The sequence below is a fragment of the Pseudomonas sp. PSKL.D1 genome (assembly GCF_028898945.1).
Lineage (GTDB): Bacteria > Pseudomonadota > Gammaproteobacteria > Pseudomonadales > Pseudomonadaceae > Aquipseudomonas.
The window spans coordinates 5,299,095-5,323,339 of sequence record NZ_CP118607.1; the positions used below are offsets into that span (position 1 = coordinate 5,299,095).

Sequence of the window (24,245 nt, forward strand, 5' to 3'; positions counted from 1 at the left end):
ATTTCGACTCAGCAGAGATTTATGCCCAATGCCTCGGCAATACCCTCACCGTAGGCTGGGTCGGCTTTGAAGAAGTACTGCAGTTGACGCTGAACTACGTCTTCGCTCACACCCACCATGGTGCCGGCAATGTTGTTGATCAGCAGTGCCTTCTGTTCATCACTCATCAAACGGAACAGCGCACCGGCGTGGCTGTAGTAATCGTTGTCTTCTCGGTGATCGTAGCGGTCAGCCGAGCCACTGAGGGCCAACGCCGGCTCTGCGTGCTGTGGCGACTGCTTGGGCGCGTTTGCGTAGCTATTGGGCTCGTAGTTAGGCGCGCTACCGTAAGCACCAGTGGCCATTGCGCCATCGCGTTGGTAGCTGTTCACAGGGCTGCGTGGAGCGTTGACTGGCAGTTGCTGATGGTTGGTGCCAACGCGATAGCGGTGCGCATCAGCGTAAGCGAACACACGGCCTTGCAGCATGCGGTCAGGTGACAGGCCAACCCCCGGGACCATATTGCTTGGGCCGAAGGTGGCTTGTTCAACTTCTGCGAAGTAATTGAGCGGGTTACGGTTGAGTTCCAATACACCCACTTCAATCAATGGGAAGTCCTTCTGCGACCAGGTTTTGGTGACGTCGAAGGGATTTTCGTCCCTGTTAGCAGCTTGAGCCTCGCTCATAACCTGAATGCAAACGGTCCAGCGCGGGAAGTCTTGGCGCTCAATGGCTTCAAACAGATCGCGTTGTGCGTAATCCGGGTCGGTGCCAGCAATACGGGCTGCATCGGCTGGAGCCAGGTTCTTGATGCCTTGCTGGGTTTTGAAATGCCACTTGACCCACGTACGTTCACCACTGGCACTGATCAGGCTGTAGGTGTGGCTACCAAAGCCATGCATGTGGCGGTAACCATCCGGAATGCCACGGTCAGAGAACAGGATGGTGATCTGGTGCAACGCCTCAGGCGAGTGCGACCAGAAATCCCACATCATCTGGGCGTTTTTCAGGTTGGTTTGCGGGTGGCGCTTCTGGGTGTGGATAAAGTCCGGGAATTTCAGCGGGTCGCGAATGAAGAACACAGGCGTGTTGTTACCCACAATGTCCCAGTTGCCTTCCTCGGTGTAGAACTTGAGTGCGAAGCCACGTGGGTCGCGCTCTGTATCAGCTGAGCCGCGCTCGCCACCCACCGTGGAGAAACGCAGGAAGGTCTCGGTCTGCTTGCCAACCTCTTCGAACAGCTTGGCCTTTGTATAACCAGTGATATCGCGGGTAACGGTGAAAGTGCCAAACGCGCCGGAGCCCTTGGCGTGAACACGACGTTCCGGGATATTTTCACGATTGAAGTGAGCCAGCTTTTCGATCAGGTGGAAGTCATCGAGCAACAGCGGGCCACGCGGGCCGGCGGAGCGGGAATTCTGGTTGTCGGCTACAGGTGCACCGCTGGCGGTGGTAAGAATTTTGCTCATGGGCTCTCCTTATCGGTCTTGAATTGCCGGCTAAACGGCTTGAGAAGGAGTATTGCGGAGCGCCTGCCTCATAACAAATTCATTACATGACTTATATCAATAGAAATTAACAATACATGAAGACACAAAAAACCGGGCACTAGGCCCGGTTCTTTGTAGCAGACAGAACGTCTTACTCAGCAGCTTCTACAGCACCGACGACCGGACGATCAACCAGCTCGACGTACGCCATAGGCGCGTTGTCGCCAGCGCGGAAACCGCACTTCAGGATGCGCAGGTAGCCGCCCTGACGGGTGGCGTAACGCTTGCCCAGGTCGTTGAACAGTTTGCCAACAGCGGACTTCGAACGGGTACGGTCGAAGGCCAGACGACGGTTAGCAACGCTGTCTTCCTTGGCCAGGGTGATCAGCGGCTCGGCAACGCGGCGCAGTTCCTTGGCTTTCGGCAGGGTGGTTTTGATCAGCTCGTGCTCGATCAACGACACTGCCATGTTCTGGAACATAGCCTTGCGGTGAGAGCTGGTACGGCTCAGGTGACGTCCACTTTTACGATGACGCATGATTCATTCCTTACCAAACACTACGTTCGGTGATTACGACGATCAGGCGGTCGCCTTGTCGTCTTTCTTAAGACTTGCAGGCGGCCAGTTGTCGAGGCGCATGCCGAGAGACAGACCACGAGAGGCCAGGACGTCCTTGATTTCAGTCAGGGACTTCTTGCCCAGGTTAGGAGTCTTCAACAACTCTACTTCGGTACGCTGAATCAGGTCGCCGATGTAGTAGATGTTCTCCGCCTTGAGGCAGTTGGCCGAACGTACAGTCAGTTCCAGGTCGTCAACCGGGCGCAGCAGGATCGGATCGATCTCGTCTTCCTGCTCGACTACGACAGGCTCGCTGTCACCTTTGAGGTCGACGAACGCGGCCAGCTGCTGTTGCAGGATGGTCGCAGCGCGGCGGATAGCCTCTTCAGGATCCAGGGTGCCGTTGGTTTCCAGATCAATGACCAGCTTGTCCAGGTTGGTACGCTGTTCAACACGGGCGTTCTCGACCACATAGGCGATACGACGCACCGGGCTGAACGAAGCGTCCAGCTGCAGACGGCCAATGCTACGGCTTTCGTCTTCGTCGGTTTGACGGGAGTCGGCCGGCTCGTAACCGCGACCACGAGCTACGGTGAGCTTCATGTTCAGGGCGCCGTTGGACGCCAGGTTCGCGATTACGTGATCGGGGTTGACGATCTCGACATCGTGATCCAGCTGAATATCGGCAGCGGTAACCACCCCCGAACCCTTCTTCGACAAGGTCAGCGTAACTTCGTCACGACCGTGCAGCTTGATAGCCAGGCCTTTCAGGTTCAACAGGATTTCAATTACGTCTTCCTGTACACCTTCGATCGCGGAGTACTCATGGAGTACGCCATCGATCTCGGCCTCGACTACTGCACAGCCAGGCATGGAGGACAACAGGATGCGGCGCAGCGCGTTGCCCAGGGTATGGCCGAAACCACGCTCGAGAGGCTCGAGCGTGATTTTAGCGCGGGTTGGACTGACTACTTGCACGTCGATGTGACGAGGAGTCAGGAACTCATTTACCGAAATCTGCATGGATGCACCTATTTTCTAGCCCTTACTTGGAGTAGAGCTCGACAATCAGGTTTTCGTTGATGTCGGCAGACAGGTCGCCGCGAGCAGGAACGTTCTTGAAAACGCCCGACTTTTTAGCAGCATCTACGTCTACCCACTCAACGCGGCCACGCTGGGCGCACAGTTCAAGGGCTTGAACAATGCGCAGCTGGTTCAGCGACTTCTCGCGAACCGAGACCACGTCACCCGGACGAACTTGGTAGGATGGAATGTTTACAGTCTTACCGTTGACGCTGATCGCTTTGTGCGAAACCAGCTGACGGGACTCGGAACGAGTCGAGCCGAAGCCCATACGGTAAACGACGTTATCCAGACGGCACTCGAGCAGTTGCAGCAGGTTTTCACCAGTTGCGCCTTTTTTCGAGGCAGCAGCTTGGTAGTAACCGCGGAACTGACGCTCCAGAACACCGTAGATACGACGGACTTTTTGTTTCTCGCGCAGCTGGGTACCGTAGTCGGACTGACGGCCACGGCGCTGGCCGTGGATACCTGGGGCTGCTTCGATGTTGCACTTCGATTCCAGAGCGCGAACGCCGCTCTTCAGGAACAGGTCAGTGCCTTCACGACGAGACAGTTTGCATTTTGGACCAATGTAACGTGCCATTCTTCTGTCTCCTGATTACACGCGGCGCTTCTTCGGCGGACGGCACCCGTTGTGCGGGATTGGCGTCACGTCGGTGATGCTGGCGATCTTGTAGCCACAGCTGTTCAATGCACGAACGGCGGACTCACGACCTGGACCTGGACCCTTGACGTTAACGTCGAGGTTTTTCAGACCGTATTCCAGCGCAGCTTGACCAGCACGCTCAGCAGCGATCTGAGCTGCGAACGGGGTGGATTTGCGCGAACCACGGAAACCCGAACCACCGGAGGTCGCCCAGGACAAAGCATTGCCCTGACGGTCGGTGATGGTCACGATGGTGTTGTTGAAAGACGCATGGATGTGGGCGATGCCATCAACCACTGTCTTTTTGACTTTCTTACGAGGACGAGCAGCAGGTTTTGCCATGTCTATATTCCTGGGCGATTACTTGCGGATCGGCTTACGCGGGCCCTTACGGGTGCGTGCGTTGGTCTTGGTGCGCTGACCGCGAACCGGCAGACCTTTACGATGACGCAGGCCGCGGTAGCAACCCAGGTCCATCAAGCGTTTGATCTTCATGTTGATGTCACGACGCAGGTCACCTTCGGTGGTGAACTTCGCAACTTCGCCACGCAGGGTTTCGATTTGCTCGTCGCTCAGATCCTTGATCTTAGCGGCTGGGTTTACACCAGCGTCTGCACAGATCTTCTGTGCAGTTGTGCGACCGACACCATAGATGTAGGTCAGCGAGATAACAGTATGCTTGTTATCTGGAATGTTGACGCCTGCAATACGGGCCATTCAGTGGGACTCCAATTGACAGCTACCTACGCCCCGGAAGCCAAGAAATAGGGCGCGAGATAATATCGCTGTAGAAACGAATAATCAACCCAGCAGCACACTAGCTGCTGGGTTTGAAGCGCAGATCACACTCAGCCTTGGCGCTGTTTGTGACGCGGTTCCGCGCTGCAGATCACTCGTACGACGCCTTCGCGACGGATGATCTTGCAGTTACGGCACAGCTTTTTCACCGATGCACGAACTTTCATTACCGACTCCTCGAACCTTAGGGGCGTATCAGCGCAGCAGACCGCTGCCACCGTAGCCTTTCAGGTTGGCTTTCTTCATCAGGGATTCGTACTGGTGCGAAACGAGGTGCGATTGTACTTGGGACATGAAGTCCATCACAACCACTACCACAATCAGCAACGAGGTCCCGCCAAGGTAGAACGGCACATTTGCTGCCACCACCAGGAACTGGGGCAGAAGGCAGACGGCCATCATGTAAAGAGCACCGAACATGGTCAAACGGGTCAGAACGCCATCAATGTAGCGCGCCGACTGCTCACCAGGACGGATACCCGGAATAAAGGCACCGGACTTCTTCAGGTTTTCCGCTACGTCTTTCGGGTTGAACATCAACGCTGTGTAGAAGAAGCAGAAGAAAATGATCCCTGCACTAAACAGCAGAATGTTCAACGGCTGACCAGGAGCGATCGACTGCGAGATGTCCTGCAGCCAGCCCATACCTTCAGACTGACCGAACCAGGCACCCAGCGAAGCCGGGAACAGCAGAATGCTGCTCGCGAAAATGGCCGGGATTACGCCCGCCATGTTCACTTTCAACGGCAAGTGGCTGGTCTGCGCGGCGAAGACCTTGCGGCCTTGCTGACGCTTGGCGTAATGAACAGCGATACGACGCTGACCACGCTCAATGAACACCACGAAACCGATAATCGCTACTGCCAGCAAACCGATTGCGACCAGGGCGAAAATGTTGATATCGCCTGTGCGTGCAGACTCGAAAGACTGCCCGATTGCTCTCGGAAGACCGGCAACGATACCTGCGAAGATCAACATCGAGATACCGTTGCCCACACCGCGCTCGGTGATCTGTTCGCCCAGCCACATCATGAACATCGCGCCAGCCACAAAGGTGGAGACGGCGACGACATGGAAGCCCAGACCTACAGAAAACGCCACGCCCTGGTTGGCCAGGCCAATGGACATGCCAATGGCTTGAACCAGCGCCAGGATAACGGTGCCGTAGCGGGTGTACTGGCTGATCTTGCGACGGCCAGCTTCACCTTCCTTCTTCAACTGCTCCAGCTGTGGGCTGACAGCGGTCATGAGCTGCATGATGATCGACGCCGAAATGTACGGCATGATCCCCAGTGCAAAAATACTCATGCGCTCCAGCGCACCGCCGGAAAACATGTTGAACAAGCTAAGAATGGTCCCCTCATTCTGCCGGAACAGATCCGCGAGACGGTCAGGGTTGATGCCTGGTACCGGGATGTGCGCGCCAATCCGATAGACGATGATCGCCATGAACAGAAAGCGCAGACGAGCCCAGAGTTCCGACATCCCGCCCTTACCGAGCGAAGAGAGAGCACCTTGCTTAGCCATTTATTCCTCGAACTTGCCGCCAGCTGCTTCGATAGCCGCACGCGCACCCTTGGTGGCTGCGATGCCCTTGATGGTGACTGCGCGAGTAACTTCGCCAGACAGCATGATTTTCACACGCTGAATGTGCTGGTTGATCACGTTGGCATCCTTCAGGGACTGCACGGAGATCACGTCGCCTTCCACTTTAGCCAGCTCGGACAGACGCACTTCAGCGCGGTCCATGGCCTTCAGGGAAACGAAGCCGAACTTCGGCAGACGACGGTGCAGCGGCTGTTGACCGCCTTCGAAGCCTGGAGCGATCGAACCGCCCGAACGGGAGGTCTGACCTTTGTGGCCACGGCCGCCAGTCTTACCCAGACCGCTACCGATACCACGACCTGGACGATGCTTCTCGCGACGGGAACCCGGCGCTGGACTCAGATCATTGAGTTTCATCGATTAACCCTCGACCTTCAGCATGTAGTAAGCCTTGTTGATCATCCCGCGGTTCTCGGGAGTATCCTGGACTTCTACAGTGTGACCGATACGACGCAGACCCAAGCCTTTAACGCACAGTTTGTGGTTAGGCAGACGGCCCGAGACGCTCTTGATCAGCGTTACTTTTACGGTTGCCATGATCAGAAGATCTCCTCAACGCTCTTGCCGCGCTTGGCAGCAATGGACTCAGGAGATTGCATGGCTTTCAGACCCTTGAAGGTGGCGTAAACCACGTTCACTGGGTTGGTCGAACCGTAGCACTTGGCCAGGACGTTCTGAACACCAGCAACTTCCAGGACAGCACGCATGGCGCCGCCGGCAATGATACCGGTACCTTCCGAAGCAGGCTGCATGTAAACCTTCGAGGCGCCGTGGGCAGCCTTGGTGGCGTACTGCAGGGTGGTGCCCTTCAGGTCAACCTGGATCATGTTGCGACGAGCAGCTTCCATGGCTTTCTGGATCGCGGCAGGTACTTCGCGCGATTTGCCACGGCCGAAACCAACGCGACCCTTGCCATCACCCACCACGGTCAGCGCGGTGAAGGTGAAGATACGGCCGCCTTTAACGGTTTTGGCTACGCGGTTAACCTGAACCAGCTTCTCGATGTAGCCTTCGTCGCGCTTTTGATCGTTATTTGCCATAACTTAGAACTCCAGCCCGCCTTCACGAGCAGCATCAGCCAGCGCTTTGACGCGGCCATGGTACTTGAAGCCGGAACGGTCAAAGGCAACTTGAGATACACCGGCGGCTTTCGCACGCTCAGCTACCAGCTTGCCAACCTTAGTGGCCGCGTCGATGTTGCCAGTGGCGCCATCACGCAGGTCTTTGTCCAAGGTCGAGGCGCTTGCCAGAACCTTGCTGCCGTCGGCCGAAATGACCTGGGCGTAGATGTGCTGCGAGGAGCGGAACACGCACAGGCGCACGACTTCGAGTTCGTGCATCTTGAGACGTGCTTTGCGAGCGCGACGCAGTCGAGTAACTTTTTTGTCGGTCATTTGCTAGGCCCTACTTCTTCTTGGCTTCTTTACGACGGACTACTTCGTCCGCGTAACGCACACCCTTGCCTTTGTAAGGCTCTGGCGGACGGAAATCGCGGATTTCAGCGGCCACCTGACCTACCAGCTGCTTATCGATACCCTTGATCAGGATGTCGGTTTGGCTAGGAGTTTCAGCGGTGATACCGGCTGGCAGTTCGTAGTCCACTGGGTGCGAGAAGCCCAGAGCCAGGTTCAGGACGGTGCCTTTAGCCTGTGCCTTGTAACCAACACCGACCAGCTGGAGCTTACGCTCGAAGCCTTGGCTTACGCCTTGGACCATGTTGTTCACCAGAGCGCGGGTGGTACCGGCCATGGCGCGAGCTTGCTGGTCACCGTTGCGAGCGACAAAGCGCAGCTCGCCAGACTCTTCGGTAACTTCAACAGACGAGTGAACGTTCAGTTCGAGAGTGCCTTTGGCACCCTTAACCGAAAGCTGTTGGCCGGCGAATTTAACTTCGACGCCAGCTGGCAGCTTAACGGGGTTCTTAGCGACGCGAGACATGCCTATCTCCCCTTAGAACACTGTGCACAGAACTTCGCCGCCGACACCGGCAGCGCGCGCAGCGCGGTCAGTCATCACACCTTTGTTGGTGGAGACGATAGACACGCCCAGGCCGCCACGTACTTTCGGCAGATCTGTGACGGACTTGTACTGGCGCAGGCCTGGACGGCTGGAGCGCTTCAGTTCCTCGATGACCGGACGGCCTTCGAAGTACTTCAGTTCAATCGACAGAGAAGGCTTGGCCTCACCAGTTACCTGGTAGCCAGCGATGTAACCTTCGTCTTTCAGAACTTTGGCAACCGCGACCTTCAGGGTGGAGGAAGGCATGCTTACGACGGACTTTTCAGCCATCTGGGCATTACGGATGCGAGTTAGCATGTCCGCTAACGGGTCCTGCATACTCATGGGCTAGATGCTCCTGATACAAGAATTATTAGCCTTGCGGCTATCACAACCACCCGAACGAGCAGGGCAAAAAACCCAGGCTCGGGTGAGCCGGTCATTCTAGACACAAGCCAGAAACGAAACAAGCCCCACGAGGGGGCTTGTTTCTTGGCGAGGTCACCGACGGTCGGAAGATTGCTCCCCTTCCGCCGGGATCACACCTGCAGCGATTACCAGGAGGCTTTGACCAGACCTGGTACGTCACCGCGCATTGCAGCTTGACGCAGCATGTTACGGCCCAGGCCGAACTTACGGTATACACCGTGAGGACGACCGGTCAGGCGGCAACGGTTGCGCAGGCGAGCAGCGCTGGCATCACGTGGCTGCTTCTGCAGAGCGACAACGGCAGCGAAACGCTCTTCTGGAGAGGCGTTCAGGTTGACGATGGTCGCTTTCAGCTCAGCACGCTTTTTGGCGAACTTGGCTACCGTGAGCTGACGCTTCAGCTCGCGGTTTTTCATGCTCTTCTTGGCCATTTTCCTACTCCAATCAGTTGCGGAACGGGAATTTGAATGCACGCAGCAGAGCGCGGCCTTCGTCATCCGAACGAGCAGTGGTGGTCAGGGTGATGTCCAAACCGCGCAGAGCATCGATCTTGTCGTAATCGATTTCCGGGAAGATGATCTGCTCTTTCACGCCCATGCTGTAGTTGCCACGGCCATCGAAGGACTTGGCATTCAGGCCGCGGAAGTCGCGAACCCGAGGCAGGGAGATCGCCAGCAGGCGGTCCAGGAATTCGTACATTTTTTCGCGACGCAGGGTCACCTTGACACCGATCGGCCATCCTTCACGGACTTTGAAGCCCGCAATGGATTTACGAGCGAAAGTCACAACCGGCTTTTGACCGGTGATCTTTTCCAGGTCGGCAACAGCGTGCTCGATGACTTTCTTGTCGCCGATCGCTTCGCCCAGACCCATGTTCAGGGTGATCTTGGTAACGCGCGGAACTTCCATCACGTTCGACAGCTTAAGTTCTTCCTTAAGCTTAGGAGCGATTTCGTTCCGGTAAATCTCTTTCAGTCGTGCCATGGTCTTCTACCTAGCAGTGTTCAAGCATCAACCGCTTTTTGGGTCGACTTGAAGACACGAATTTTCTTACCGTCTTCTACTTTGAAACCAACGCGGTCAGCCTTGTTGGTTTCGCCGTTGAAGATGGCAACGTTGGAAGCGTGCAGAGGCGCTTCTTTTTCGACGATACCGCCCTGAACGCCCGCCATCGGGTTAGGCTTGGTATGACGCTTGACCAGGTTCACACCACCGATGACCAGACGGTCATCAGCCAGAACCTTCAGCACCTTACCGCGCTTACCTTTGTCTTTGCCGGCGATCACGATGATCTCGTCGTCACGACGAATCTTTTGCATGTCGGATCTCCTTACAGCACTTCAGGGGCGAGCGAGACGATCTTCATGAACTTCTCAGTACGAAGTTCACGGGTCACTGGCCCGAAGATGCGAGTGCCGATCGGCTCTTGCTTGGTGTTCAGCAGAACAGCAGCGTTGCCGTCGAAACGAATGATGGAACCGTCAGCGCGACGTACACCGTGACGGGTACGGACGACAACAGCGGTCATCACCTGGCCTTTTTTGACCTTACCGCGCGGAATTGCTTCCTTTACGGTTACTTTGATGATGTCACCGATGCCGGCGTAACGGCGGTGCGAACCGCCGAGCACCTTGATGCACATGACGCGACGAGCGCCGCTGTTATCGGCCACATCGAGCATGGATTGAGTCTGAATCATAAAATTTCTCCGACCCCTAGCCCTTAGACTTCAACAGCGCGTTCGAGGACTTCAACCAGTGCCCAGGACTTGGTCTTGGCCAGCGGACGGGTTTCACGAATGGAAACCTTGTCGCCGATTTTGCACTGGTTGGATTCGTCGTGCGCGTGCAGCTTAGTCGAACGCTTAACGTATTTACCGTAGATCGGGTGCTTAACGCGACGCTCGATCAGAACGGTGATGGTCTTGTCCATTTTGTCGCTGACGACACGGCCAGTCAGCGTACGGACGGTTTTTTCAGCTTCAGCCATGATCACTTACCTGCCTGCTGGTTGAGCACAGTTTTCACGCGAGCGATGTCGCGCTTAACTTGCGAGAGCAGGTGCGACTGACCCAACTGGCCAGTTGCTTTCTGCATACGCAGATTGAACTGGTCGCGCAGCAAGCCGAGCAGTTGCTCATTCAGTTGCTGTGCAGATTTTTCACGAAGTTCATTCGCTTTCATCACATCACCGTCCGCTTAACAAAGGAGGTGGCGAGAGGCAGCTTTGCAGCAGCCAGGGCGAAAGCTTCGCGCGCCAGCTCTTCAGAAACACCCTCGATCTCGTACAGGACTTTGCCTGGCTGGATCTGGGCAACCCAGTACTCCACGGAACCCTTACCTTTACCCATACGAACCTCGAGAGGCTTCTTGGAGATCGGCTTGTCCGGGAACACACGGATCCAGATCTTACCGCCACGTTTAACGTGACGGGTCAGCGCACGACGTGCGGACTCGATCTGGCGAGCGGTGAGGCGACCGCGAGCAACAGCCTTCAGGGCGAATTCGCCGAAGCTGACTTTGCTACCGCGCAGTGCCAGACCACGGTTGTGGCCGGTCATCTGCTTGCGGAATTTTGTACGCTTTGGTTGCAACATTTGGCGTACCCCTTACTTAGCAGCTTTTTTACGAGGCGCTGGTGCTTGTGGTTTCAGTTCTTCTTGGCGACCACCAATAACTTCGCCTTTGAAGATCCAAACCTTCACACCGATCACACCGTAAGTGGTGTGAGCTTCGTAGGTGTTGTAGTCGATATCGGCACGCAGGGTGTGCAGAGGCACACGACCTTCGCGATACCACTCGGTACGAGCAATCTCAGCACCGCCGAGACGACCGCTCACCTGGATCTTGATGCCCTTGGCACCAATACGCATGGCGTTCTGTACGGCGCGTTTCATGGCGCGACGGAACATTACGCGGCGCTCCAGCTGCTGAGCTACGCTCTGCGCAACCAGCATAGCGTCGAGTTCCGGCTTGCGGATCTCTTCGATGTTGATGTGCACAGGCACACCCATCTGCTTGGTCAGGTCCTGACGCAGCTTCTCGACATCTTCACCTTTCTTACCGATAACGATACCGGGACGAGCGGTGTGGATGGTGATGCGTGCAGTTTGAGCCGGACGATGAATATCGATACGGCTTACGGACGCGCTTTTTAGTTTGTCTTGGAGGTACTCACGCGTTTTCAGATCCTTCAACAGGTAATCTGCGTAAGTAGCACCGTCTGCATACCAGACGGAGGTGTGCTCCTTGACGATTCCCAGGCGAATGCCAGTGGGATGTACTTTCTGACCCATCTGATCGACTCCGTTACTTGTCCGCAACCTTGACAGTGATATGGCAAGACCGCTTGACGATGCGATCAGCACGGCCTTTGGCACGTGGCATGATGCGCTTCAGCGAACGCCCTTCGTTGACGAAAACGGTGGAGACCTTCAGGTCATCAACGTCTGCGCCTTCGTTGTGTTCGGCGTTGGCTACGGCCGACTCGAGGACTTTCTTCATGATTTCAGCGGCTTTTTTGCTGCTGAAGGCCAACAGGTTGAGCGCTTCGCCCACCTTCTTCCCGCGGATCTGGTCGGCGACCAAGCGGGCTTTCTGGGCGGAGATGCGAGCGCCCGACAACTTAGCGGCTACTTCCATTTCCTTACCCCTTAACGCTTGGCTTTCTTGTCAGCCACGTGCCCGCGGTAGGTGCGGGTACCGGCGAACTCGCCCAGTTTGTGGCCGACCATGTCTTCGTTCACGAGAACTGGGACGTGTTGGCGACCGTTGTGTACCGCGATGGTCAGACCGACCATTTGTGGCAGGATCATCGAACGGCGCGACCAGGTTTTAACTGGCTTGCGATCGTTCTTCTCCACCGCCACTTCGACCTTCTTCAGCAGGTGAAGATCGATAAAAGGACCTTTTTTCAGAGAACGTGGCACTGTCGTATCCCTCTAGTTACTTGCGACGACGGACGATCATGTTGTCGGTACGCTTATTACCACGGGTTTTAGCACCCTTGGTTGGGAAGCCCCATGGCGATACCGGATGACGACCACCGGAGGTACGACCTTCACCACCACCGTGTGGGTGGTCAACCGGGTTCATGGCAACACCACGAACGGTTGGGCGAACGCCGCGCCAGCGTTTGGCACCAGCTTTACCCAGCGAACGCAGGCTGTGCTCGGAGTTCGAGACTTCGCCCAGGGTCGCACGGCACTCAGCCAGGACTTTACGCATTTCACCAGAGCGCAGACGCAGGGTCACGTAGACACCTTCGCGAGCGATCAGCTGAGCCGAAGCACCAGCGGAACGAGCGATCTGTGCACCTTTACCCGGCTTCAGTTCGATGCCGTGAATGGTGCTACCCACTGGAATGTTGCGCAGCTGCAGGGAGTTACCGGCCTTGATTGGGGCCAGTGCACCTGCGATCAGCTGGTCGCCAGCGCTCACGCCTTTAGGGGCGATGATGTAGCGACGCTCACCGTCTGCGTAGCACAGCAGGGCGATGTGAGCAGTACGGTTTGGATCGTATTCGATACGCTCGACAGTGGCTGGGATGCCATCTTTGTCGTTGCGACGGAAGTCGACCAGACGGTAATGCTGCTTGTGACCACCACCAACGTGACGAGTGGTAATACGGCCATTGTTGTTACGACCACCAGACTTCGATTTTTTCTCGATCAGCGGTGCGTGAGGAGCGCCTTTGTGCAGCTCCTGGTTGACCACCTTGACCACGAAACGGCGGCCAGGGGAAGTCGGTTTGCATTTAACGATTGCCATGATGCACCCCTTCCTTACTCAGCACTGCTGCTGAAATCGAGATCTTGGCCTGGCTGAAGGGAGACGATCGCCTTCTTCCAGTCATTACGCTTGCCCAGACCACGTGCGGTACGCTTGGTTTTACCCAGAACGTTAACAGTCGACACGTTTTCAACTTTTACGTTGAACAGGCCTTCGACAGCTTTCTTGATTTCCAGCTTGGTTGCATCGGTAGCAACCTTGAATACGAACTGGCCTTTTTTCTCAGCCAGAACGGTAGCCTTCTCGGAAACGTGCGGGCCAAGGAGGACTTTAAATACGCGTTCCTGGTTCATCCCAGCAGCTCCTCGAATTTCTTCACGGCCGAGACAGTGATCAACACTTTCTCGTATGCGATCAGACTGACCGGGTCGGAACCCTGGACGTCACGTACATCGACGTGCGGCAGGTTGCGAGCAGCCAGGTACAGGTTCTGATCAACAGCGTCCGAAACGATCAGTACGTCGCTCAGACCCATGCCGTTCAGCTTGTTCAGCAGGTCTTTGGTTTTCGGAGCTTCAACAGCGAAGTCCTGAACCACGACCAGACGGTCGCTACGCACCAGCTCAGCGAGGATGGAGCGCAGGGCTGCGCGATACATCTTCTTGTTGAGCTTCTGCGAGTGATCTTGAGGACGAGCTGCGAAGGTTACACCACCGCCACGCCAGATCGGACCACGAGTGGTACCAGCACGAGCACGGCCAGTACCCTTCTGACGCCATGGGCGCTTACCGCCACCAGCCACGTCGGAACGGGTCTTCTGCTGCTTGGTGCCCTGACGGCCGCCGGCCATGTAGGCCACGACTGCTTGGTGTACCAGCGTCTCGTTGAATTCGCCACCGAAGGTCAGTTCGGAAACTTCGATCGCCTGAGCGTCATTTACATTAAGTTGCATGTCAGTTTCCCCTTAACCGCGAGCCTTGACAGCTGGACGTACAACCACGTCGCCGCCAGTAGCGCCAGGAACGGCACCCTTGACCAGCAGCAGGTTGCGTTCAGCGTCCACGCGAACTACTTCCAGGGACTGAACAGTCACGCGCTCGGCGCCCATGTGACCGGACATTTTCTTGCCCTTGAACACACGACCAGGAGTCTGGCACTGGCCGATGGAACCTGGGACACGGTGCGACACGGAGTTACCGTGAGTGTTGTCCTGGCCACGGAAGTTCCAGCGCTTGATGGTACCGGCGAAGCCTTTACCTTTGGACTGACCAGTAACGTCTACCAGCTGGCCTGCAGTGAAGAGTTCAGCTTTGATCAGATCGCCAGCCTGGAAATCGCCTTCTTCAAGACGGAACTCCCAAACACCGCGACCAGCGGCAACGTTAGCCTTGGCGAAGTGACCTGCCTGAGCGGCAGTCACACGCGAAGCACGACGCTCGCCGACAGTGACTTGCACTGCACGGTAGCCATCGGTTTCTTCAGTTTTGAACTGGGTGACACGATTCGGCTCGATCTCGATGACCGTGACCGGAATGGAGACACCTTCTTCGGTGAAAATGCGGGTCATACCGCACTTGCGACCGATTACACCAATAGTCATGTTGTAAACCTCATGAGTGTACGGGGCTTTCACCCGCTATGGCCGCCCATTTCAGAGCGTTACACGACCAGACCGAAGTCTTAGCCGAGGCTGATCTGTACTTCCACACCTGCCGCCAGATCAAGCTTCATCAGCGCATCAACGGTTTTATCCGTTGGCTGGACGATGTCCAGAACACGCTTATGAGTGCGAATCTCGTACTGGTCACGCGCGTCTTTGTTGACGTGCGGAGAGACCAGAACGGTGAAACGCTCTTTGCGGGTAGGCAGTGGAATTGGACCACGCACTTGTGCACCAGTACGTTTCGCGGTTTCCACGATTTCCTGGGTGGATTGGTCGATCAGGCGATGGTCGAAAGCCTTCAACCTGATACGGATTTGCTGATTTTGCATTGGATTTCAGACTCCAGGCTGTTCCCAACGGACGCACTACGCCCGCTAAAAGGAGGCGTGATTCTATAGACGCCCCCATTTAGTGTCAACCCAATAAAAAAAACCCCCGCTGAGCGGGGGTTTTTTCAATCGGTCGAGTGATTACTCGATGATTTTGGCCACAACGCCGGCGCCGACGGTACGACCGCCTTCACGGATAGCGAAGCGCAGACCGTCTTCCATTGCGATGGTCTTGATCAGGGTAACAGTCATCTGAATGTTGTCACCTGGCATTACCATTTCAACGCCTTCCGGCAGTTCGCAGTTACCGGTCACGTCAGTGGTACGGAAGTAGAACTGAGGACGGTAGCCTTTGAAGAACGGAGTGTGACGACCGCCTTCTTCTTTCGACAGAACGTAAACTTCTGCGGTGAACTTGGTGTGCGGCTTGACCGAACCTGGCTTGACCAGAACCTGACCACGCTCAACGTCGTCACGCTTGGTACCACGCAGCAGAACGCCGCAGTTCTCGCCAGCACGACCTTCGTCCAGCAGCTTGCGGAACATCTCAACACCGGTGCAGGTGGTGGTGGTGGTGTCACGCAGACCAACGATTTCCAGCGGGTCTTGTACGCGAACGATACCACGCTCGATACGACCGGTAACAACGGTACCACGACCCGAGATCGAGAATACGTCTTCGATCGGCATCAGGAATGGCTGGTCGATAGCACGAACTGGCTCAGGGATGTAGGCATCCAGAGTTTCTACCAGCTTCTTAACAGCGGTAGTACCCATTTCGTTGTCGTCTTTGCCTTCCAGCGCCATACGAGCCGAACCGATGATGATCGGGGTGTCGTCGCCTGGGAAGTCGTAGGTGGACAGCAGGTCGCGAACTTCCATCTCGACCAGTTCCAGCAGCTCAGCGTCGTCTACCAGGTCAGCCTTGTTCAGGAAGACCACGATGTACGGAACGCCAACCTGACGGGACAGCAGGATGTGCTCACGGGTTTGTGGCATCGGACCATCGGCGGCCGAGCAAACCAGGATCGCGCCGTCCATCTGGGCAGCACCGGTGATCATGTTCTTCACGTAGTCAGCGTGACCTGGGCAGTCAACGTGAGCGTAGTGACGAATGTTCGAGTTGTACTCGACGTGAGCGGTGTTGATGGTGATACCGCGCGCTTTTTCTTCCGGAGCCGAGTCGATCTTGTCGAACTCAACGACTGCCGAACCGAAAACTTCGGAGCAGACGCGAGTCAGAGCTGCGGTCAGAGTGGTCTTACCGTGGTCAACGTGGCCGATAGTGCCGACGTTAACGTGGGGAAGGGAACGATCAAATTTTTCTTTAGCCACGACAGTGAACCTCTTGCCTAAAGGGGATTAGCCTTGTTTTTTAACGAGTGCTTCGACGATGTTCGACGGAGCTTCGGCGTATTTGGAGAATTCCATGGAGTAGCTTGCGCGACCCTGAGACATGGAACGAACGTCGGTCGCGTAACCGAACATCTCTCCGAGCGGTACCTCAGCAGTGATTACCTTGCCGGACACCGAGTCTTCATTACCCTGGATCATCCCGCGACGACGGCTCAGGTCACCCATCACGTCACCCAGGTAGTCTTCCGGGGTTACAACTTCGACCTTCATGATCGGCTCAAGCACCACGCCACCGCCCTTCTGGGCCAGTTGCTTGGTCGCCATCGAAGCAGCGATTTTGAACGCCATTTCGTTGGAGTCGACGTCGTGGTACGAACCGTCGAATACCGTAGCCTTCAGGCCGAGCAGCGGATAACCGGCAACAACGCCGTTTTTCATCTGCTCTTCGATACCCTTCTGGATCGGGGCGATGAATTCCTTAGGAATCACACCACCAACGACTTCGTTGGTGAACACCAGACCTTCGGTGATGTTGCCTTTCTCGTCCACGTCCGGTTCCGAGAAACGGATCCAGCAGTGACCGAACTGACCACGACCACCCGACTGACGAACGAACTTGCCTTCGATCTCGACGTTGGACTTGGTGATCTTCTCGCGGTACGAAACCTGCGGCTTGCCGACGTTGCACTCGACGTTGAACTCGCGCTTCATGCGGTCAACGAGGATGTCCAGGTGCAGCTCACCCATACCGGAGATGATGGTCTGACCGGTTTCTTCGTCGGTCTTGACGCGGAACGACGGGTCTTCCTGAGCCAGCTTGCCCAGTGCGATACCCATCTTCTCCTGGTCAGCCTTGGTTTTCGGCTCGACGGAGAGCGAGATTACAGGCTCCGGGAAGTCCATACGCTCAAGGATGATCGGCTTGTCGGCGTTGCACAGGGTGTCACCAGTGGTGACGTCCTTCATGCCGATCAAAGCAGCGATGTCACCAGCGCGTACTTCTTTGATCTCTTCACGCTGGTTAGCGTGCATCTGCACCATACGACCAACGCGCTCTTTCTTGCCCTTGACCGAGTTGATGACGGAGTCACCGGAGGTCAGGAAGCCCGAGTAAACGCGAACGAAGGTCAGAGTACCCACGAACGGGTCAGTGGCAATCTTGAACGCCAGCGCCGAGAACGGCTCGTTGTCGTCAGCAGGACGCTCGTCGTACTGTTCCGGCTGGACTTCATCCTTCGGCACGTCGATCAGATCAGGGTGAATACCCTTGATCGCAGGGATCTCGGTTGGCGCAGGCAGGAAATCAATGACGGCATCGAGAACCAGGGGAACGCCCTTGTTCTTGAACGAGGAACCGCAGACAGCAGGAACGATCTCGCTCGCCAGGGTACGGGCGCGCAGACCAGCCTTGATGTCTTCGACGGACAGGTCACCTTCTTCAAGGTACTTGTTCATCAGCTCTTCGTTGGCTTCGGCAGCAGCTTCCACCATGTTCGAGCGCCACTCTTCGGCCAGCTCAAGCATGTCCGCAGGAATTTCTTCCTCGCGGTAGGTGGTGCCTTTGTCGTCGTCGTTCCAGTAGATGGCTTTCATCTTGATCAGGTCAACCTGACCCTGGAAGTCATCCTCTGCACCGATGGCCAGCTGGACCGGAACCGGGGTGTGACCCAGACGGTTCTTGATCTGACCAACAACGCGCAGGAAGTTGGCACCGGCACGGTCCATCTTGTTCACGTAAACAACACGTGGAACGCCGTACTTGTTGGCCTGACGCCATACGGTTTCGGACTGCGGCTCAACGCCGGAGGTACCGCAGAACACAACGACCGCGCCGTCGAGTACACGCAGCGAACGCTCTACTTCAATGGTGAAGTCAACGTGGCCGGGGGTATCGATAACGTTTACGCGGTAGTTGTCGTACTGACCACGGGAACCCTTCCAGAAGGTAGTAACGGCAGCGGAGGTAATGGTGATACCCCGCTCCTGCTCCTGCACCATCCAGTCGGTGGTCGCGGCGCCATCATGCACCTCGCCCATCTTGTGGCTCAGACCTGTGTAGAACAGGATCCGCTCGGTAGTGGTGGTCTTGCCCGCGTCAACGTGGGCACAGATACCAATGTTACGGTAGCGGTTAATTGCTGTAGTACGAGCCATAAAGCCCTCGCAAAATGATTGATGCTTGAATTAGAAGCGGTAGTGCGAGAACGCTTTGTTGGCTTCAGCCATACGGTGAACGTCTTCACGCTTCTTGACTGCAGCACCTTTGCCTTCGGCAGCATCCAGCAGTTCACCGGCCAGGCGCAGGGCCATCGACTTCTCGCCGCGCTTGCGGGCGTAGTCTACGAGCCAGCGCATTGCCAGAGCGTTACGACGGGATGGACGAACTTCAACCGGAACCTGGTAAGTGGCACCGCCGACACGACGGGACTTTACTTCGACCAGCGGAGCGATGGCGTCGAGAGCTTTCTCGAAGATTTCCAGGGGGTCGCTGTTCTTGCGTGCTTTGACAGTATCCAGGGCACCGTAAACGATGCGCTCGGCTACGGCCTTCTTGCCGCTTTCCATCACGTGGTTCATGAACTTGGCGAGGATTTGGGATCCGTATTTAGGATCGTCCAGAATCTCACGTTTTGCTGCTACACGACGTCTTGGCATGATAAGCCCTCAAACGGTCTTCAGGTTAGCCCGGGACGTGGGTCTTCGACCCCTGCCCGACCTTACTCTTATCGACTCAAAAAAATGGATGTCTGCAAACGGCCGATTACTTCGGACGCTTGGTACCGTATTTCGAACGACCCTGGTTACGGCCTTTAACGCCCGAAGTATCCAGAGAGCCGCGAACGGTGTGGTAACGAACACCTGGCAAGTCTTTTACACGGCCGCCACGGATCAGGACGACGCTGTGCTCCTGCAGGTTGTGGCCTTCACCACCGATGTACGAGGAAACCTCGAAACCGTTGGTCAGACGCACACGGCATACTTTACGCAGTGCCGAGTTAGGTTTTTTCGGCGTGGTGGTGTACACACGGGTGCACACGCCACGACGTTGCGGGCAGTTCTGCAGCGCAGGAACGTCGGACTTCTCGACCGAACGCTTACGCGGCTGACGTACCAGCTGGTTGATAGTTGCCATCTACTAGCTCCACTGATTGTCTTGCGACTCTATTGTCTTGCAAGAAAGCCAAAAATTGGCGAGACGGAGCCTCACCAAATTTAAGGGTACAAAAGTCTAAAGAGGATCTTGCACCCAGTCAAGACAAGGCCCCGGCCCTCCTCGCCCGATCATCGGCAACATTTTATGTCGCCGATGCCCGTTCGAGGCTAGCCGGGGCCCTGCCCTGTACTTAGTTACCGCTGGAATTCAGCGCTTCGGTCAGTGCGGCTTCCACCTCACTGGCACTCACGCGCAGCGGTTTGTCGGCATCACGGCGACGCTTGCGCTCGCTGTGGTAAGCCAGACCAGTACCAGCCGGGATCAGACGACCCACGACCACGTTCTCTTTCAGGCCGCGCAGGTAATCGCGCTTGCCGGTTACGGCCGCTTCGGTCAGTACGCGGGTAGTTTCCTGGAAGGAAGCCGCGGAGATGAACGACTCGGTCGACAGCGAAGCCTTGGTGATACCCAGCAGCACACGGGTGAACTTGGAGATGAACTTGTCTTCGCCGGCGAGACGCTCGTTCTCAACCAGTACCTGAGTCAGTTCCATCTGGTCGCCCTTGATGAAGCTGGAATCGCCCGACTCGGAGATCTCGACCTTACGCAGCATCTGACGCAGGATGGTCTCGATGTGCTTGTCGTTGATCTTCACGCCTTGCAGACGGTAAACGTCCTGGATTTCGTTGACGATGTACTTCGCCAGCGCACTCACACCCAGCAGACGCAGGATGTCGTGCGGATCGCTCGGGCCGTCGGAGATAACTTCGCCGCGGTTTACCTGCTCACCTTCGAAGACGTTCAGGTGACGCCACTTCGGAATCAGCTCTTCGTACGGATCGCTACCGTCGGTCGGGGTGATTACCAGGCGACGTTTGCCCTTGGTCTCTTTACCGAATGCGATGGTGCCGCTGACTTCAGCCAGAATCGAGGCTTCTTTCGGGCGACGCGCTTCGAACAGGTCGGCAACGCGTGGCAGACCACCGGTGATGTCACGGGTCTTCGACGTTTCTTGCGGGATACGCGCGATAACGTCACCAACACCGATCTGAGCGCCGTCAGCCACACCGACGAGGGCGTTAGCCGGAAGGAAGTACTGGGCAGGTACGTCGGTACCCGGCAGGTACAGATCCTTGCCAGCAGCATCGACCATCTTGATGGCCGGACGGATTTCCTTGCCAGCGGCAGGGCGATCCTTGACGTCCAGGACTTCAATGTTGGTCAGACCAGTGAGTTCGTCGGTCTGACGCTTGATGGTGATGTTTTCTTCCATGCCCACGAAGGTCACGGTACCTTTCAGCTCGGTAACGATCGGGTGGGTGTGCGGGTCCCACTTGGCGACGATTGCGCCAGCTTCGACCTTCTCACCTTCCTTGACCGAAATCACCGCACCGTAAGGCAGCTTGTAGCGCTCACGCTCACGACCGAATTCGTCGGCAATGGCCAACTCGCCGGAACGGGATACGGCAACCAGGTTACCGTCGGCACGCTCAACTTGCTTCAGGTTGTGCAGACGCACCATACCGCCGTTCTTCACCTGGACGCTGTCGGCAGCCGAAGTACGGCTTGCAGCACCACCGATGTGGAACGTACGCATGGTCAGCTGGGTACCCGGCTCACCGATCGACTGGGCAGCGATAACGCCGACAGCCTCACCGATGTTCACCTGATGACCGCGAGCCAGGTCACGACCGTAGCACTTGGCGCAGATGCCGTAGCGGGTTTCGCAGTTGATCGGCGAACGCACAATCACTTCGTCGATGCTGTTCAGCTCGATGAATTCGACCCACTGCTCGTCCACCAGGGTACCGGCCGGAACGATGACGTCCTCGGTGCCTGGCTTGAACACGTCGCGGGCGATGACACGGCCCAGTACACGCTCACCCAATGGCTCTACAACGTCACCGCCTTCGATGTGCGGGGTCATCAGCAGGCCTTGGTCGGTGCCGCAGTCGATCTCGGTAACAACCAGATCCTGCGCAACGTCTACCAGACGACGAGTCAGGTAACCGGAGTTCGCAGTCTTCAATGCGGTATCCGCCAGACCCTTACGAGCACCGTGAGTCGAGATGAAGTACTGAAGTACGCTCAGACCCTCACGGAAGTTCGCGGTGATCGGCGTCTCGATGATGGAACCGTCCGGCTTGGCCATCAGACCACGCATACCGGCCAGCTGACGGATCTGGGCTGCGGAACCCCGCGCACCCGAGTCAGCCATCATGTACATCGAGTTGAAGGACTCTTGGTCGACTTCCTTGCCTTCACGGTCGATGACCTTCTCTTTCGAGAGGTTGGCCATCATCGCCTTGGACACTTCGTCGTTCGCCTTGGACCACAAGTCGATGACCTTGTTGTACTTCTCGCCCTGGGTTACCAGGCCGGAGGCGTACTGACTTTCGATCTCTTTCACTTCATCGGTAGCGCTGTTGATGATGCGCGCTTTCTCATCAGGGATGACAAAGTCGTTCACACCAATGGACACGCCAGAGATGGTGGAATAAGCGAAACCGGTGTACATCAACTGGTCAGCGAAGATAACGGTCTCTTTCAGACCAACCACGCGGTAGCACTGGTTGATCAGTTTGGAGATCGCCTTCTTCTTCATCGGCTGGTTGACCACGTCGTACGGCAGACCTGCCGGCACAACTTGGAACAGCAATGCACGGCCGACAGTGGTGTCGACGATGCGGGTGTTCTTGGTGACGCTACCATCGCGATCTTTCACGGTTTCGTTGATACGAACCTTGATTTTCGCGTGCAGGGCGGCTTCGCCAGCGCGGAATACGCGGTCGACTTCCTGCAGGTCAGCGAACACGCGACCTTCGCCCTTGGCGTTAATGGCTTCGCGGGTCATGTAGTACAGACCCAATACAACGTCCTGCGACGGAACGATGATTGGCTCACCGTTGGCTGGCGACAGAATGTTGTTGGTCGACATCATCAGCGCGCGCGCTTCAAGCTGGGCTTCCAGCGTGAGCGGCACGTGAACGGCCATCTGGTCACCGTCGAAGTCGGCGTTGTACGCGGCACAGACCAGCGGGTGCAGCTGAATAGCCTTACCTTCGATCAGAACCGGCTCAAAGGCCTGGATACCCAGACGGTGCAGGGTCGGTGCACGGTTGAGCAGTACGGGGTGTTCGCGAATCACTTCAGCGAGAACGTCCCAAACCTCTGGCAGCTCGCGCTCGACCATCTTCTTGGCAGCCTTAATGGTGGTCGCCAGACCACGCATTTCCAGCTTGCCGAAAATGAACGGCTTGAACAGCTCGAGAGCCATCTTCTTCGGCAGACCGCACTGGTGCAGACGCAGGGTCGGGCCTACGGTAATTACCGAACGGCCGGAGTAGTCCACGCGCTTACCGAGCAAGTTCTGACGGAAGCGACCTTGCTTACCTTTGATCATGTCAGCCAGCGACTTCAGCGGGCGCTTGTTCGAGCCAGTGATGGCGCGACCGCGACGGCCGTTGTCCAGCAGGGCGTCAACCGCTTCCTGCAGCATGCGCTTTTCGTTGCGCACGATGATGTCCGGCGCCGACAGATCGAGCAGGCGCTTCAGACGGTTGTTACGGTTGATCACCCGACGATACAGGTCGTTCAGGTCGGAGGTCGCGAAGCGGCCACCATCCAGTGGAACCAGCGGACGCAGGTCCGGCGGCAATACTGGCAGGACGGTCAGAACCATCCACTCAGGCAGGTTGCCCGAGCCCTGGAAAGCTTCCATCAGCTTCAGGCGCTTGGACAGCTTCTTGATCTTGGTTTCCGAGTTGGTCTGCGGAATTTCTTCACGCAGGCGACCGATCTCGTGCTCCAGATCGATAGCGTGCAGCAGTTCGCGGACAGCCTCAGCACCCATACGGGCGTCGAAATCGTCACCGAACTCTTCCAGCGCCTCGAAGTACTGCTCGTCGTTCAGCAGTTGACCTTTTTCAAGAGTGGTCATGCCCGGATCGATAACGACGTAGCTCTCGAAGTAGAGCACGCGCTCGATGTCACGCAGGGTCATGTCCATCAGCAGGCCGATACGGGACGGCAGCGACTTCAGGAACCAGATGTGGGCAACTGGCGAGGCCAACTCGATGTGAGCCATACGCTCACGACGAACCTTGGCCAAGGCAACTTCAACGCCGCACTTCTCGCAGATTACGCCGCGGTGCTTGAGGCGCTTGTACTTGCCGCACAGGCACTCATAGTCCTTGACTGGGCCAAAGATTTTGGCGCAGAACAGGCCGTCACGCTCAGGCTTGAACGTACGGTAGTTGATGGTTTCCGGCTTCTTAACTTCACCGAACGACCACGAACGGATCATTTCAGGCGACGCCAGACCGATGCGGATGGCGTCGAACTCTTCGACTTGACCCTGGTTTTTCAGCAAATTCAGTAGGTCTTTCAAGGCCTTTCCTCCTGGCGGAGCAGGGAGCGGGCATTA

At 56.6% G+C, this 24,245-nt stretch carries 34 protein-coding genes; all 34 read right to left on the minus strand.

Translation table 11 applies throughout. The features are described 5' to 3' along the window. Positions 1–8 precede the first annotated feature (8 nt). Positions 9–1,448 carry a catalase gene (locus PVV54_RS23760; protein WP_274907567.1) on the minus strand — a complete coding sequence of 480 codons (1,440 nt, stop codon included), beginning with the start codon at positions 1,446–1,448 and terminating at the stop codon, positions 9–11. Between the two features lie 172 nt (positions 1,449–1,620). Next, a complete protein-coding gene (gene rplQ / locus PVV54_RS23765; protein ID WP_274907568.1) occupies positions 1,621–2,007 on the minus strand; it encodes a 50S ribosomal protein L17 in 387 nt (128 codons plus the stop codon). A 42-nt stretch (positions 2,008–2,049) separates the two neighbouring features. Beyond that, complete coding sequence (locus PVV54_RS23770; protein WP_003255452.1) at positions 2,050–3,051, minus strand: DNA-directed RNA polymerase subunit alpha; 1,002 nt, start codon at positions 3,049–3,051, stop codon at positions 2,050–2,052. Between the two features lie 22 nt (positions 3,052–3,073). Next, on the minus strand, positions 3,074–3,694 hold the full coding sequence (gene rpsD, locus PVV54_RS23775; RefSeq protein ID WP_274907569.1) for a 30S ribosomal protein S4: 621 nt from the start codon (positions 3,692–3,694) through the stop codon (positions 3,074–3,076). A gap of 15 nt (positions 3,695–3,709) precedes the next feature. Then, positions 3,710–4,099 (minus strand): 30S ribosomal protein S11, encoded by a 390-nt coding sequence (rpsK, locus tag PVV54_RS23780; protein WP_003255454.1) that lies wholly within the window; start codon positions 4,097–4,099, stop codon positions 3,710–3,712. Positions 4,100–4,117: 18 nt separating this feature from the next. Continuing rightward, on the minus strand, positions 4,118–4,474 hold the full coding sequence (gene rpsM, locus PVV54_RS23785; protein WP_003255457.1) for a 30S ribosomal protein S13: 357 nt from the start codon (positions 4,472–4,474) through the stop codon (positions 4,118–4,120). Positions 4,475–4,605: 131 nt separating this feature from the next. After that, positions 4,606–4,722 (minus strand): 50S ribosomal protein L36, encoded by a 117-nt coding sequence (rpmJ, locus tag PVV54_RS23790; protein WP_002555468.1) that lies wholly within the window; start codon positions 4,720–4,722, stop codon positions 4,606–4,608. Positions 4,723–4,750: 28 nt separating this feature from the next. Further along, positions 4,751–6,082 carry a preprotein translocase subunit SecY gene (secY, locus tag PVV54_RS23795; protein WP_003257108.1) on the minus strand — a complete coding sequence of 444 codons (1,332 nt, stop codon included), beginning with the start codon at positions 6,080–6,082 and terminating at the stop codon, positions 4,751–4,753. Next, the gene (gene rplO / locus PVV54_RS23800; protein WP_003255461.1) at positions 6,083–6,517 is read right to left on the minus strand and encodes a 50S ribosomal protein L15; all 435 of its coding nucleotides are present in this window, start codon (positions 6,515–6,517) and stop codon (positions 6,083–6,085) included. It lies immediately after the preceding gene. A gap of 3 nt (positions 6,518–6,520) precedes the next feature. Next, the gene (gene rpmD / locus PVV54_RS23805; protein WP_003255463.1) at positions 6,521–6,697 is read right to left on the minus strand and encodes a 50S ribosomal protein L30; all 177 of its coding nucleotides are present in this window, start codon (positions 6,695–6,697) and stop codon (positions 6,521–6,523) included. A gap of 2 nt (positions 6,698–6,699) precedes the next feature. Continuing rightward, the gene (gene rpsE / locus PVV54_RS23810; RefSeq protein WP_003255465.1) at positions 6,700–7,200 is read right to left on the minus strand and encodes a 30S ribosomal protein S5; all 501 of its coding nucleotides are present in this window, start codon (positions 7,198–7,200) and stop codon (positions 6,700–6,702) included. A gap of 3 nt (positions 7,201–7,203) precedes the next feature. Continuing rightward, positions 7,204–7,554 carry a 50S ribosomal protein L18 gene (gene rplR, locus PVV54_RS23815; RefSeq protein ID WP_008089801.1) on the minus strand — a complete coding sequence of 117 codons (351 nt, stop codon included), beginning with the start codon at positions 7,552–7,554 and terminating at the stop codon, positions 7,204–7,206. 10 nt (positions 7,555–7,564) lie between these two features. Beyond that, positions 7,565–8,098 (minus strand): 50S ribosomal protein L6, encoded by a 534-nt coding sequence (gene rplF, locus PVV54_RS23820; RefSeq protein ID WP_009681972.1) that lies wholly within the window; start codon positions 8,096–8,098, stop codon positions 7,565–7,567. Positions 8,099–8,110: 12 nt separating this feature from the next. After that, positions 8,111–8,503 carry a 30S ribosomal protein S8 gene (gene rpsH, locus PVV54_RS23825; RefSeq protein ID WP_008089805.1) on the minus strand — a complete coding sequence of 131 codons (393 nt, stop codon included), beginning with the start codon at positions 8,501–8,503 and terminating at the stop codon, positions 8,111–8,113. 209 nt (positions 8,504–8,712) lie between these two features. Beyond that, complete coding sequence (gene rpsN / locus PVV54_RS23830; RefSeq protein WP_012316516.1) at positions 8,713–9,018, minus strand: 30S ribosomal protein S14; 306 nt, start codon at positions 9,016–9,018, stop codon at positions 8,713–8,715. Between the two features lie 13 nt (positions 9,019–9,031). Beyond that, positions 9,032–9,571 (minus strand): 50S ribosomal protein L5, encoded by a 540-nt coding sequence (gene rplE / locus PVV54_RS23835; protein WP_012316517.1) that lies wholly within the window; start codon positions 9,569–9,571, stop codon positions 9,032–9,034. 20 nt (positions 9,572–9,591) lie between these two features. Beyond that, complete coding sequence (rplX, locus tag PVV54_RS23840; protein ID WP_003255476.1) at positions 9,592–9,906, minus strand: 50S ribosomal protein L24; 315 nt, start codon at positions 9,904–9,906, stop codon at positions 9,592–9,594. A gap of 11 nt (positions 9,907–9,917) precedes the next feature. After that, complete coding sequence (rplN, locus tag PVV54_RS23845) at positions 9,918–10,286, minus strand: 50S ribosomal protein L14 (protein WP_008089810.1); 369 nt, start codon at positions 10,284–10,286, stop codon at positions 9,918–9,920. Between the two features lie 23 nt (positions 10,287–10,309). Continuing rightward, entirely contained in the window at positions 10,310–10,576 is a 267-nt protein-coding gene (rpsQ, locus tag PVV54_RS23850; RefSeq protein WP_008089812.1) for a 30S ribosomal protein S17, read from the minus strand. Between the two features lie 2 nt (positions 10,577–10,578). Next, positions 10,579–10,770, minus strand: coding sequence for a 50S ribosomal protein L29 (rpmC, locus tag PVV54_RS23855; protein ID WP_002555481.1), 192 nt, complete (start codon positions 10,768–10,770; stop codon positions 10,579–10,581). Continuing rightward, the gene (gene rplP / locus PVV54_RS23860; RefSeq protein WP_003255479.1) at positions 10,770–11,183 is read right to left on the minus strand and encodes a 50S ribosomal protein L16; all 414 of its coding nucleotides are present in this window, start codon (positions 11,181–11,183) and stop codon (positions 10,770–10,772) included. Before rplP ends, rpmC begins: the two co-directional genes overlap by 1 nt. Before the next feature lie 12 nt (positions 11,184–11,195). Further along, positions 11,196–11,882: a 30S ribosomal protein S3 gene (gene rpsC, locus PVV54_RS23865; protein WP_003255481.1), complete on the minus strand. Its 687-nt coding sequence runs from the start codon at positions 11,880–11,882 to the stop codon at positions 11,196–11,198. A gap of 13 nt (positions 11,883–11,895) precedes the next feature. After that, on the minus strand, positions 11,896–12,228 hold the full coding sequence (gene rplV / locus PVV54_RS23870) for a 50S ribosomal protein L22 (RefSeq protein WP_003103908.1): 333 nt from the start codon (positions 12,226–12,228) through the stop codon (positions 11,896–11,898). Positions 12,229–12,239: 11 nt separating this feature from the next. After that, positions 12,240–12,515 (minus strand): 30S ribosomal protein S19, encoded by a 276-nt coding sequence (rpsS, locus tag PVV54_RS23875; protein ID WP_003255482.1) that lies wholly within the window; start codon positions 12,513–12,515, stop codon positions 12,240–12,242. 16 nt (positions 12,516–12,531) lie between these two features. Then, the gene (gene rplB, locus PVV54_RS23880; RefSeq protein ID WP_015268750.1) at positions 12,532–13,356 is read right to left on the minus strand and encodes a 50S ribosomal protein L2; all 825 of its coding nucleotides are present in this window, start codon (positions 13,354–13,356) and stop codon (positions 12,532–12,534) included. A gap of 14 nt (positions 13,357–13,370) precedes the next feature. After that, positions 13,371–13,670 carry a 50S ribosomal protein L23 gene (gene rplW / locus PVV54_RS23885; RefSeq protein WP_003255484.1) on the minus strand — a complete coding sequence of 100 codons (300 nt, stop codon included), beginning with the start codon at positions 13,668–13,670 and terminating at the stop codon, positions 13,371–13,373. Next, positions 13,667–14,269: a 50S ribosomal protein L4 gene (rplD, locus tag PVV54_RS23890; RefSeq protein ID WP_003255485.1), complete on the minus strand. Its 603-nt coding sequence runs from the start codon at positions 14,267–14,269 to the stop codon at positions 13,667–13,669. Before rplD ends, rplW begins: the two co-directional genes overlap by 4 nt. A gap of 12 nt (positions 14,270–14,281) precedes the next feature. Continuing rightward, positions 14,282–14,917, minus strand: coding sequence for a 50S ribosomal protein L3 (rplC, locus tag PVV54_RS23895; RefSeq protein WP_003257089.1), 636 nt, complete (start codon positions 14,915–14,917; stop codon positions 14,282–14,284). 80 nt (positions 14,918–14,997) lie between these two features. Then, positions 14,998–15,309, minus strand: coding sequence for a 30S ribosomal protein S10 (gene rpsJ, locus PVV54_RS23900; protein WP_003186070.1), 312 nt, complete (start codon positions 15,307–15,309; stop codon positions 14,998–15,000). A gap of 141 nt (positions 15,310–15,450) precedes the next feature. Beyond that, positions 15,451–16,644, minus strand: a complete 1,194-nt coding sequence (gene tuf / locus PVV54_RS23905; protein WP_010951775.1) for an elongation factor Tu — start codon at positions 16,642–16,644, stop codon at positions 15,451–15,453. 27 nt (positions 16,645–16,671) lie between these two features. Next, positions 16,672–18,819 carry an elongation factor G gene (fusA, locus tag PVV54_RS23910; protein ID WP_274907570.1) on the minus strand — a complete coding sequence of 716 codons (2,148 nt, stop codon included), beginning with the start codon at positions 18,817–18,819 and terminating at the stop codon, positions 16,672–16,674. Between the two features lie 30 nt (positions 18,820–18,849). Next, positions 18,850–19,320: a 30S ribosomal protein S7 gene (rpsG, locus tag PVV54_RS23915; RefSeq protein WP_003246741.1), complete on the minus strand. Its 471-nt coding sequence runs from the start codon at positions 19,318–19,320 to the stop codon at positions 18,850–18,852. Between the two features lie 106 nt (positions 19,321–19,426). Further along, positions 19,427–19,798: a 30S ribosomal protein S12 gene (gene rpsL, locus PVV54_RS23920; RefSeq protein WP_003255492.1), complete on the minus strand. Its 372-nt coding sequence runs from the start codon at positions 19,796–19,798 to the stop codon at positions 19,427–19,429. Between the two features lie 211 nt (positions 19,799–20,009). Next, positions 20,010–24,209, minus strand: coding sequence for a DNA-directed RNA polymerase subunit beta' (gene rpoC, locus PVV54_RS23925; protein ID WP_274907571.1), 4,200 nt, complete (start codon positions 24,207–24,209; stop codon positions 20,010–20,012). Positions 24,210–24,245 lie beyond the last annotated feature (36 nt).

Coding starts and splice junctions, on each gene's coding strand:
- secY (WP_003257108.1), bottom strand. CDS start 6,082: ATGGCTAAGCAAGGTGCTCTCTCTTCGCTCGGTAAGGGCGGGATGTCG.
- rplF (WP_009681972.1), bottom strand. CDS start 8,098: ATGTCTCGCGTCGCTAAGAACCCCGTTAAGCTGCCAGCTGGCGTCGAA.
- rpsH (WP_008089805.1), bottom strand. CDS start 8,503: ATGAGTATGCAGGACCCGTTAGCGGACATGCTAACTCGCATCCGTAAT.
- rpsD (WP_274907569.1), bottom strand. CDS start 3,694: ATGGCACGTTACATTGGTCCAAAATGCAAACTGTCTCGTCGTGAAGGC.
- rpmJ (WP_002555468.1), bottom strand. CDS start 4,722: ATGAAAGTTCGTGCATCGGTGAAAAAGCTGTGCCGTAACTGCAAGATC.
- rpsK (WP_003255454.1), bottom strand. CDS start 4,099: ATGGCAAAACCTGCTGCTCGTCCTCGTAAGAAAGTCAAAAAGACAGTG.
- rplV (WP_003103908.1), bottom strand. CDS start 12,228: ATGGAAGTAGCCGCTAAGTTGTCGGGCGCTCGCATCTCCGCCCAGAAA.
- rpsM (WP_003255457.1), bottom strand. CDS start 4,474: ATGGCCCGTATTGCAGGCGTCAACATTCCAGATAACAAGCATACTGTT.
- rplE (WP_012316517.1), bottom strand. CDS start 9,571: ATGGCACGACTGAAAGAGATTTACCGGAACGAAATCGCTCCTAAGCTT.
- rplB (WP_015268750.1), bottom strand. CDS start 13,356: ATGGCAATCGTTAAATGCAAACCGACTTCCCCTGGCCGCCGTTTCGTG.
- PVV54_RS23770 (WP_003255452.1), bottom strand. CDS start 3,051: ATGCAGATTTCGGTAAATGAGTTCCTGACTCCTCGTCACATCGACGTG.
- rpsJ (WP_003186070.1), bottom strand. CDS start 15,309: ATGCAAAATCAGCAAATCCGTATCAGGTTGAAGGCTTTCGACCATCGC.
- rplX (WP_003255476.1), bottom strand. CDS start 9,906: ATGCAAAAGATTCGTCGTGACGACGAGATCATCGTGATCGCCGGCAAA.
- rpmC (WP_002555481.1), bottom strand. CDS start 10,770: ATGAAAGCGAATGAACTTCGTGAAAAATCTGCACAGCAACTGAATGAG.
- rplQ (WP_274907568.1), bottom strand. CDS start 2,007: ATGCGTCATCGTAAAAGTGGACGTCACCTGAGCCGTACCAGCTCTCAC.
- rpsE (WP_003255465.1), bottom strand. CDS start 7,200: ATGGCAAATAACGATCAAAAGCGCGACGAAGGCTACATCGAGAAGCTG.
- rpsN (WP_012316516.1), bottom strand. CDS start 9,018: ATGGCCAAGAAGAGCATGAAAAACCGCGAGCTGAAGCGTCAGCTCACG.
- rplC (WP_003257089.1), bottom strand. CDS start 14,917: ATGACTATTGGTGTAATCGGTCGCAAGTGCGGTATGACCCGCATTTTC.
- rpsL (WP_003255492.1), bottom strand. CDS start 19,798: ATGGCAACTATCAACCAGCTGGTACGTCAGCCGCGTAAGCGTTCGGTC.
- PVV54_RS23760 (WP_274907567.1), bottom strand. CDS start 1,448: ATGAGCAAAATTCTTACCACCGCCAGCGGTGCACCTGTAGCCGACAAC.
- rpsQ (WP_008089812.1), bottom strand. CDS start 10,576: ATGGCTGAAGCTGAAAAAACCGTCCGTACGCTGACTGGCCGTGTCGTC.
- rpmD (WP_003255463.1), bottom strand. CDS start 6,697: ATGGCAACCGTAAAAGTAACGCTGATCAAGAGCGTCTCGGGCCGTCTG.
- rplR (WP_008089801.1), bottom strand. CDS start 7,554: ATGACCGACAAAAAAGTTACTCGACTGCGTCGCGCTCGCAAAGCACGT.
- rplN (WP_008089810.1), bottom strand. CDS start 10,286: ATGATTCAGACTCAATCCATGCTCGATGTGGCCGATAACAGCGGCGCT.
- rplD (WP_003255485.1), bottom strand. CDS start 14,269: ATGCAACTTAATGTAAATGACGCTCAGGCGATCGAAGTTTCCGAACTG.
- rpsG (WP_003246741.1), bottom strand. CDS start 19,320: ATGCCAAGACGTCGTGTAGCAGCAAAACGTGAGATTCTGGACGATCCT.
- rpsC (WP_003255481.1), bottom strand. CDS start 11,882: ATGGGTCAGAAAGTACATCCCACTGGCATTCGCCTGGGAATCGTCAAG.
- rplP (WP_003255479.1), bottom strand. CDS start 11,183: ATGTTGCAACCAAAGCGTACAAAATTCCGCAAGCAGATGACCGGCCAC.
- rplO (WP_003255461.1), bottom strand. CDS start 6,517: ATGAAACTCAATGATCTGAGTCCAGCGCCGGGTTCCCGTCGCGAGAAG.
- fusA (WP_274907570.1), bottom strand. CDS start 18,819: ATGGCTCGTACTACAGCAATTAACCGCTACCGTAACATTGGTATCTGT.
- rplW (WP_003255484.1), bottom strand. CDS start 13,670: ATGAACCAGGAACGCGTATTTAAAGTCCTCCTTGGCCCGCACGTTTCC.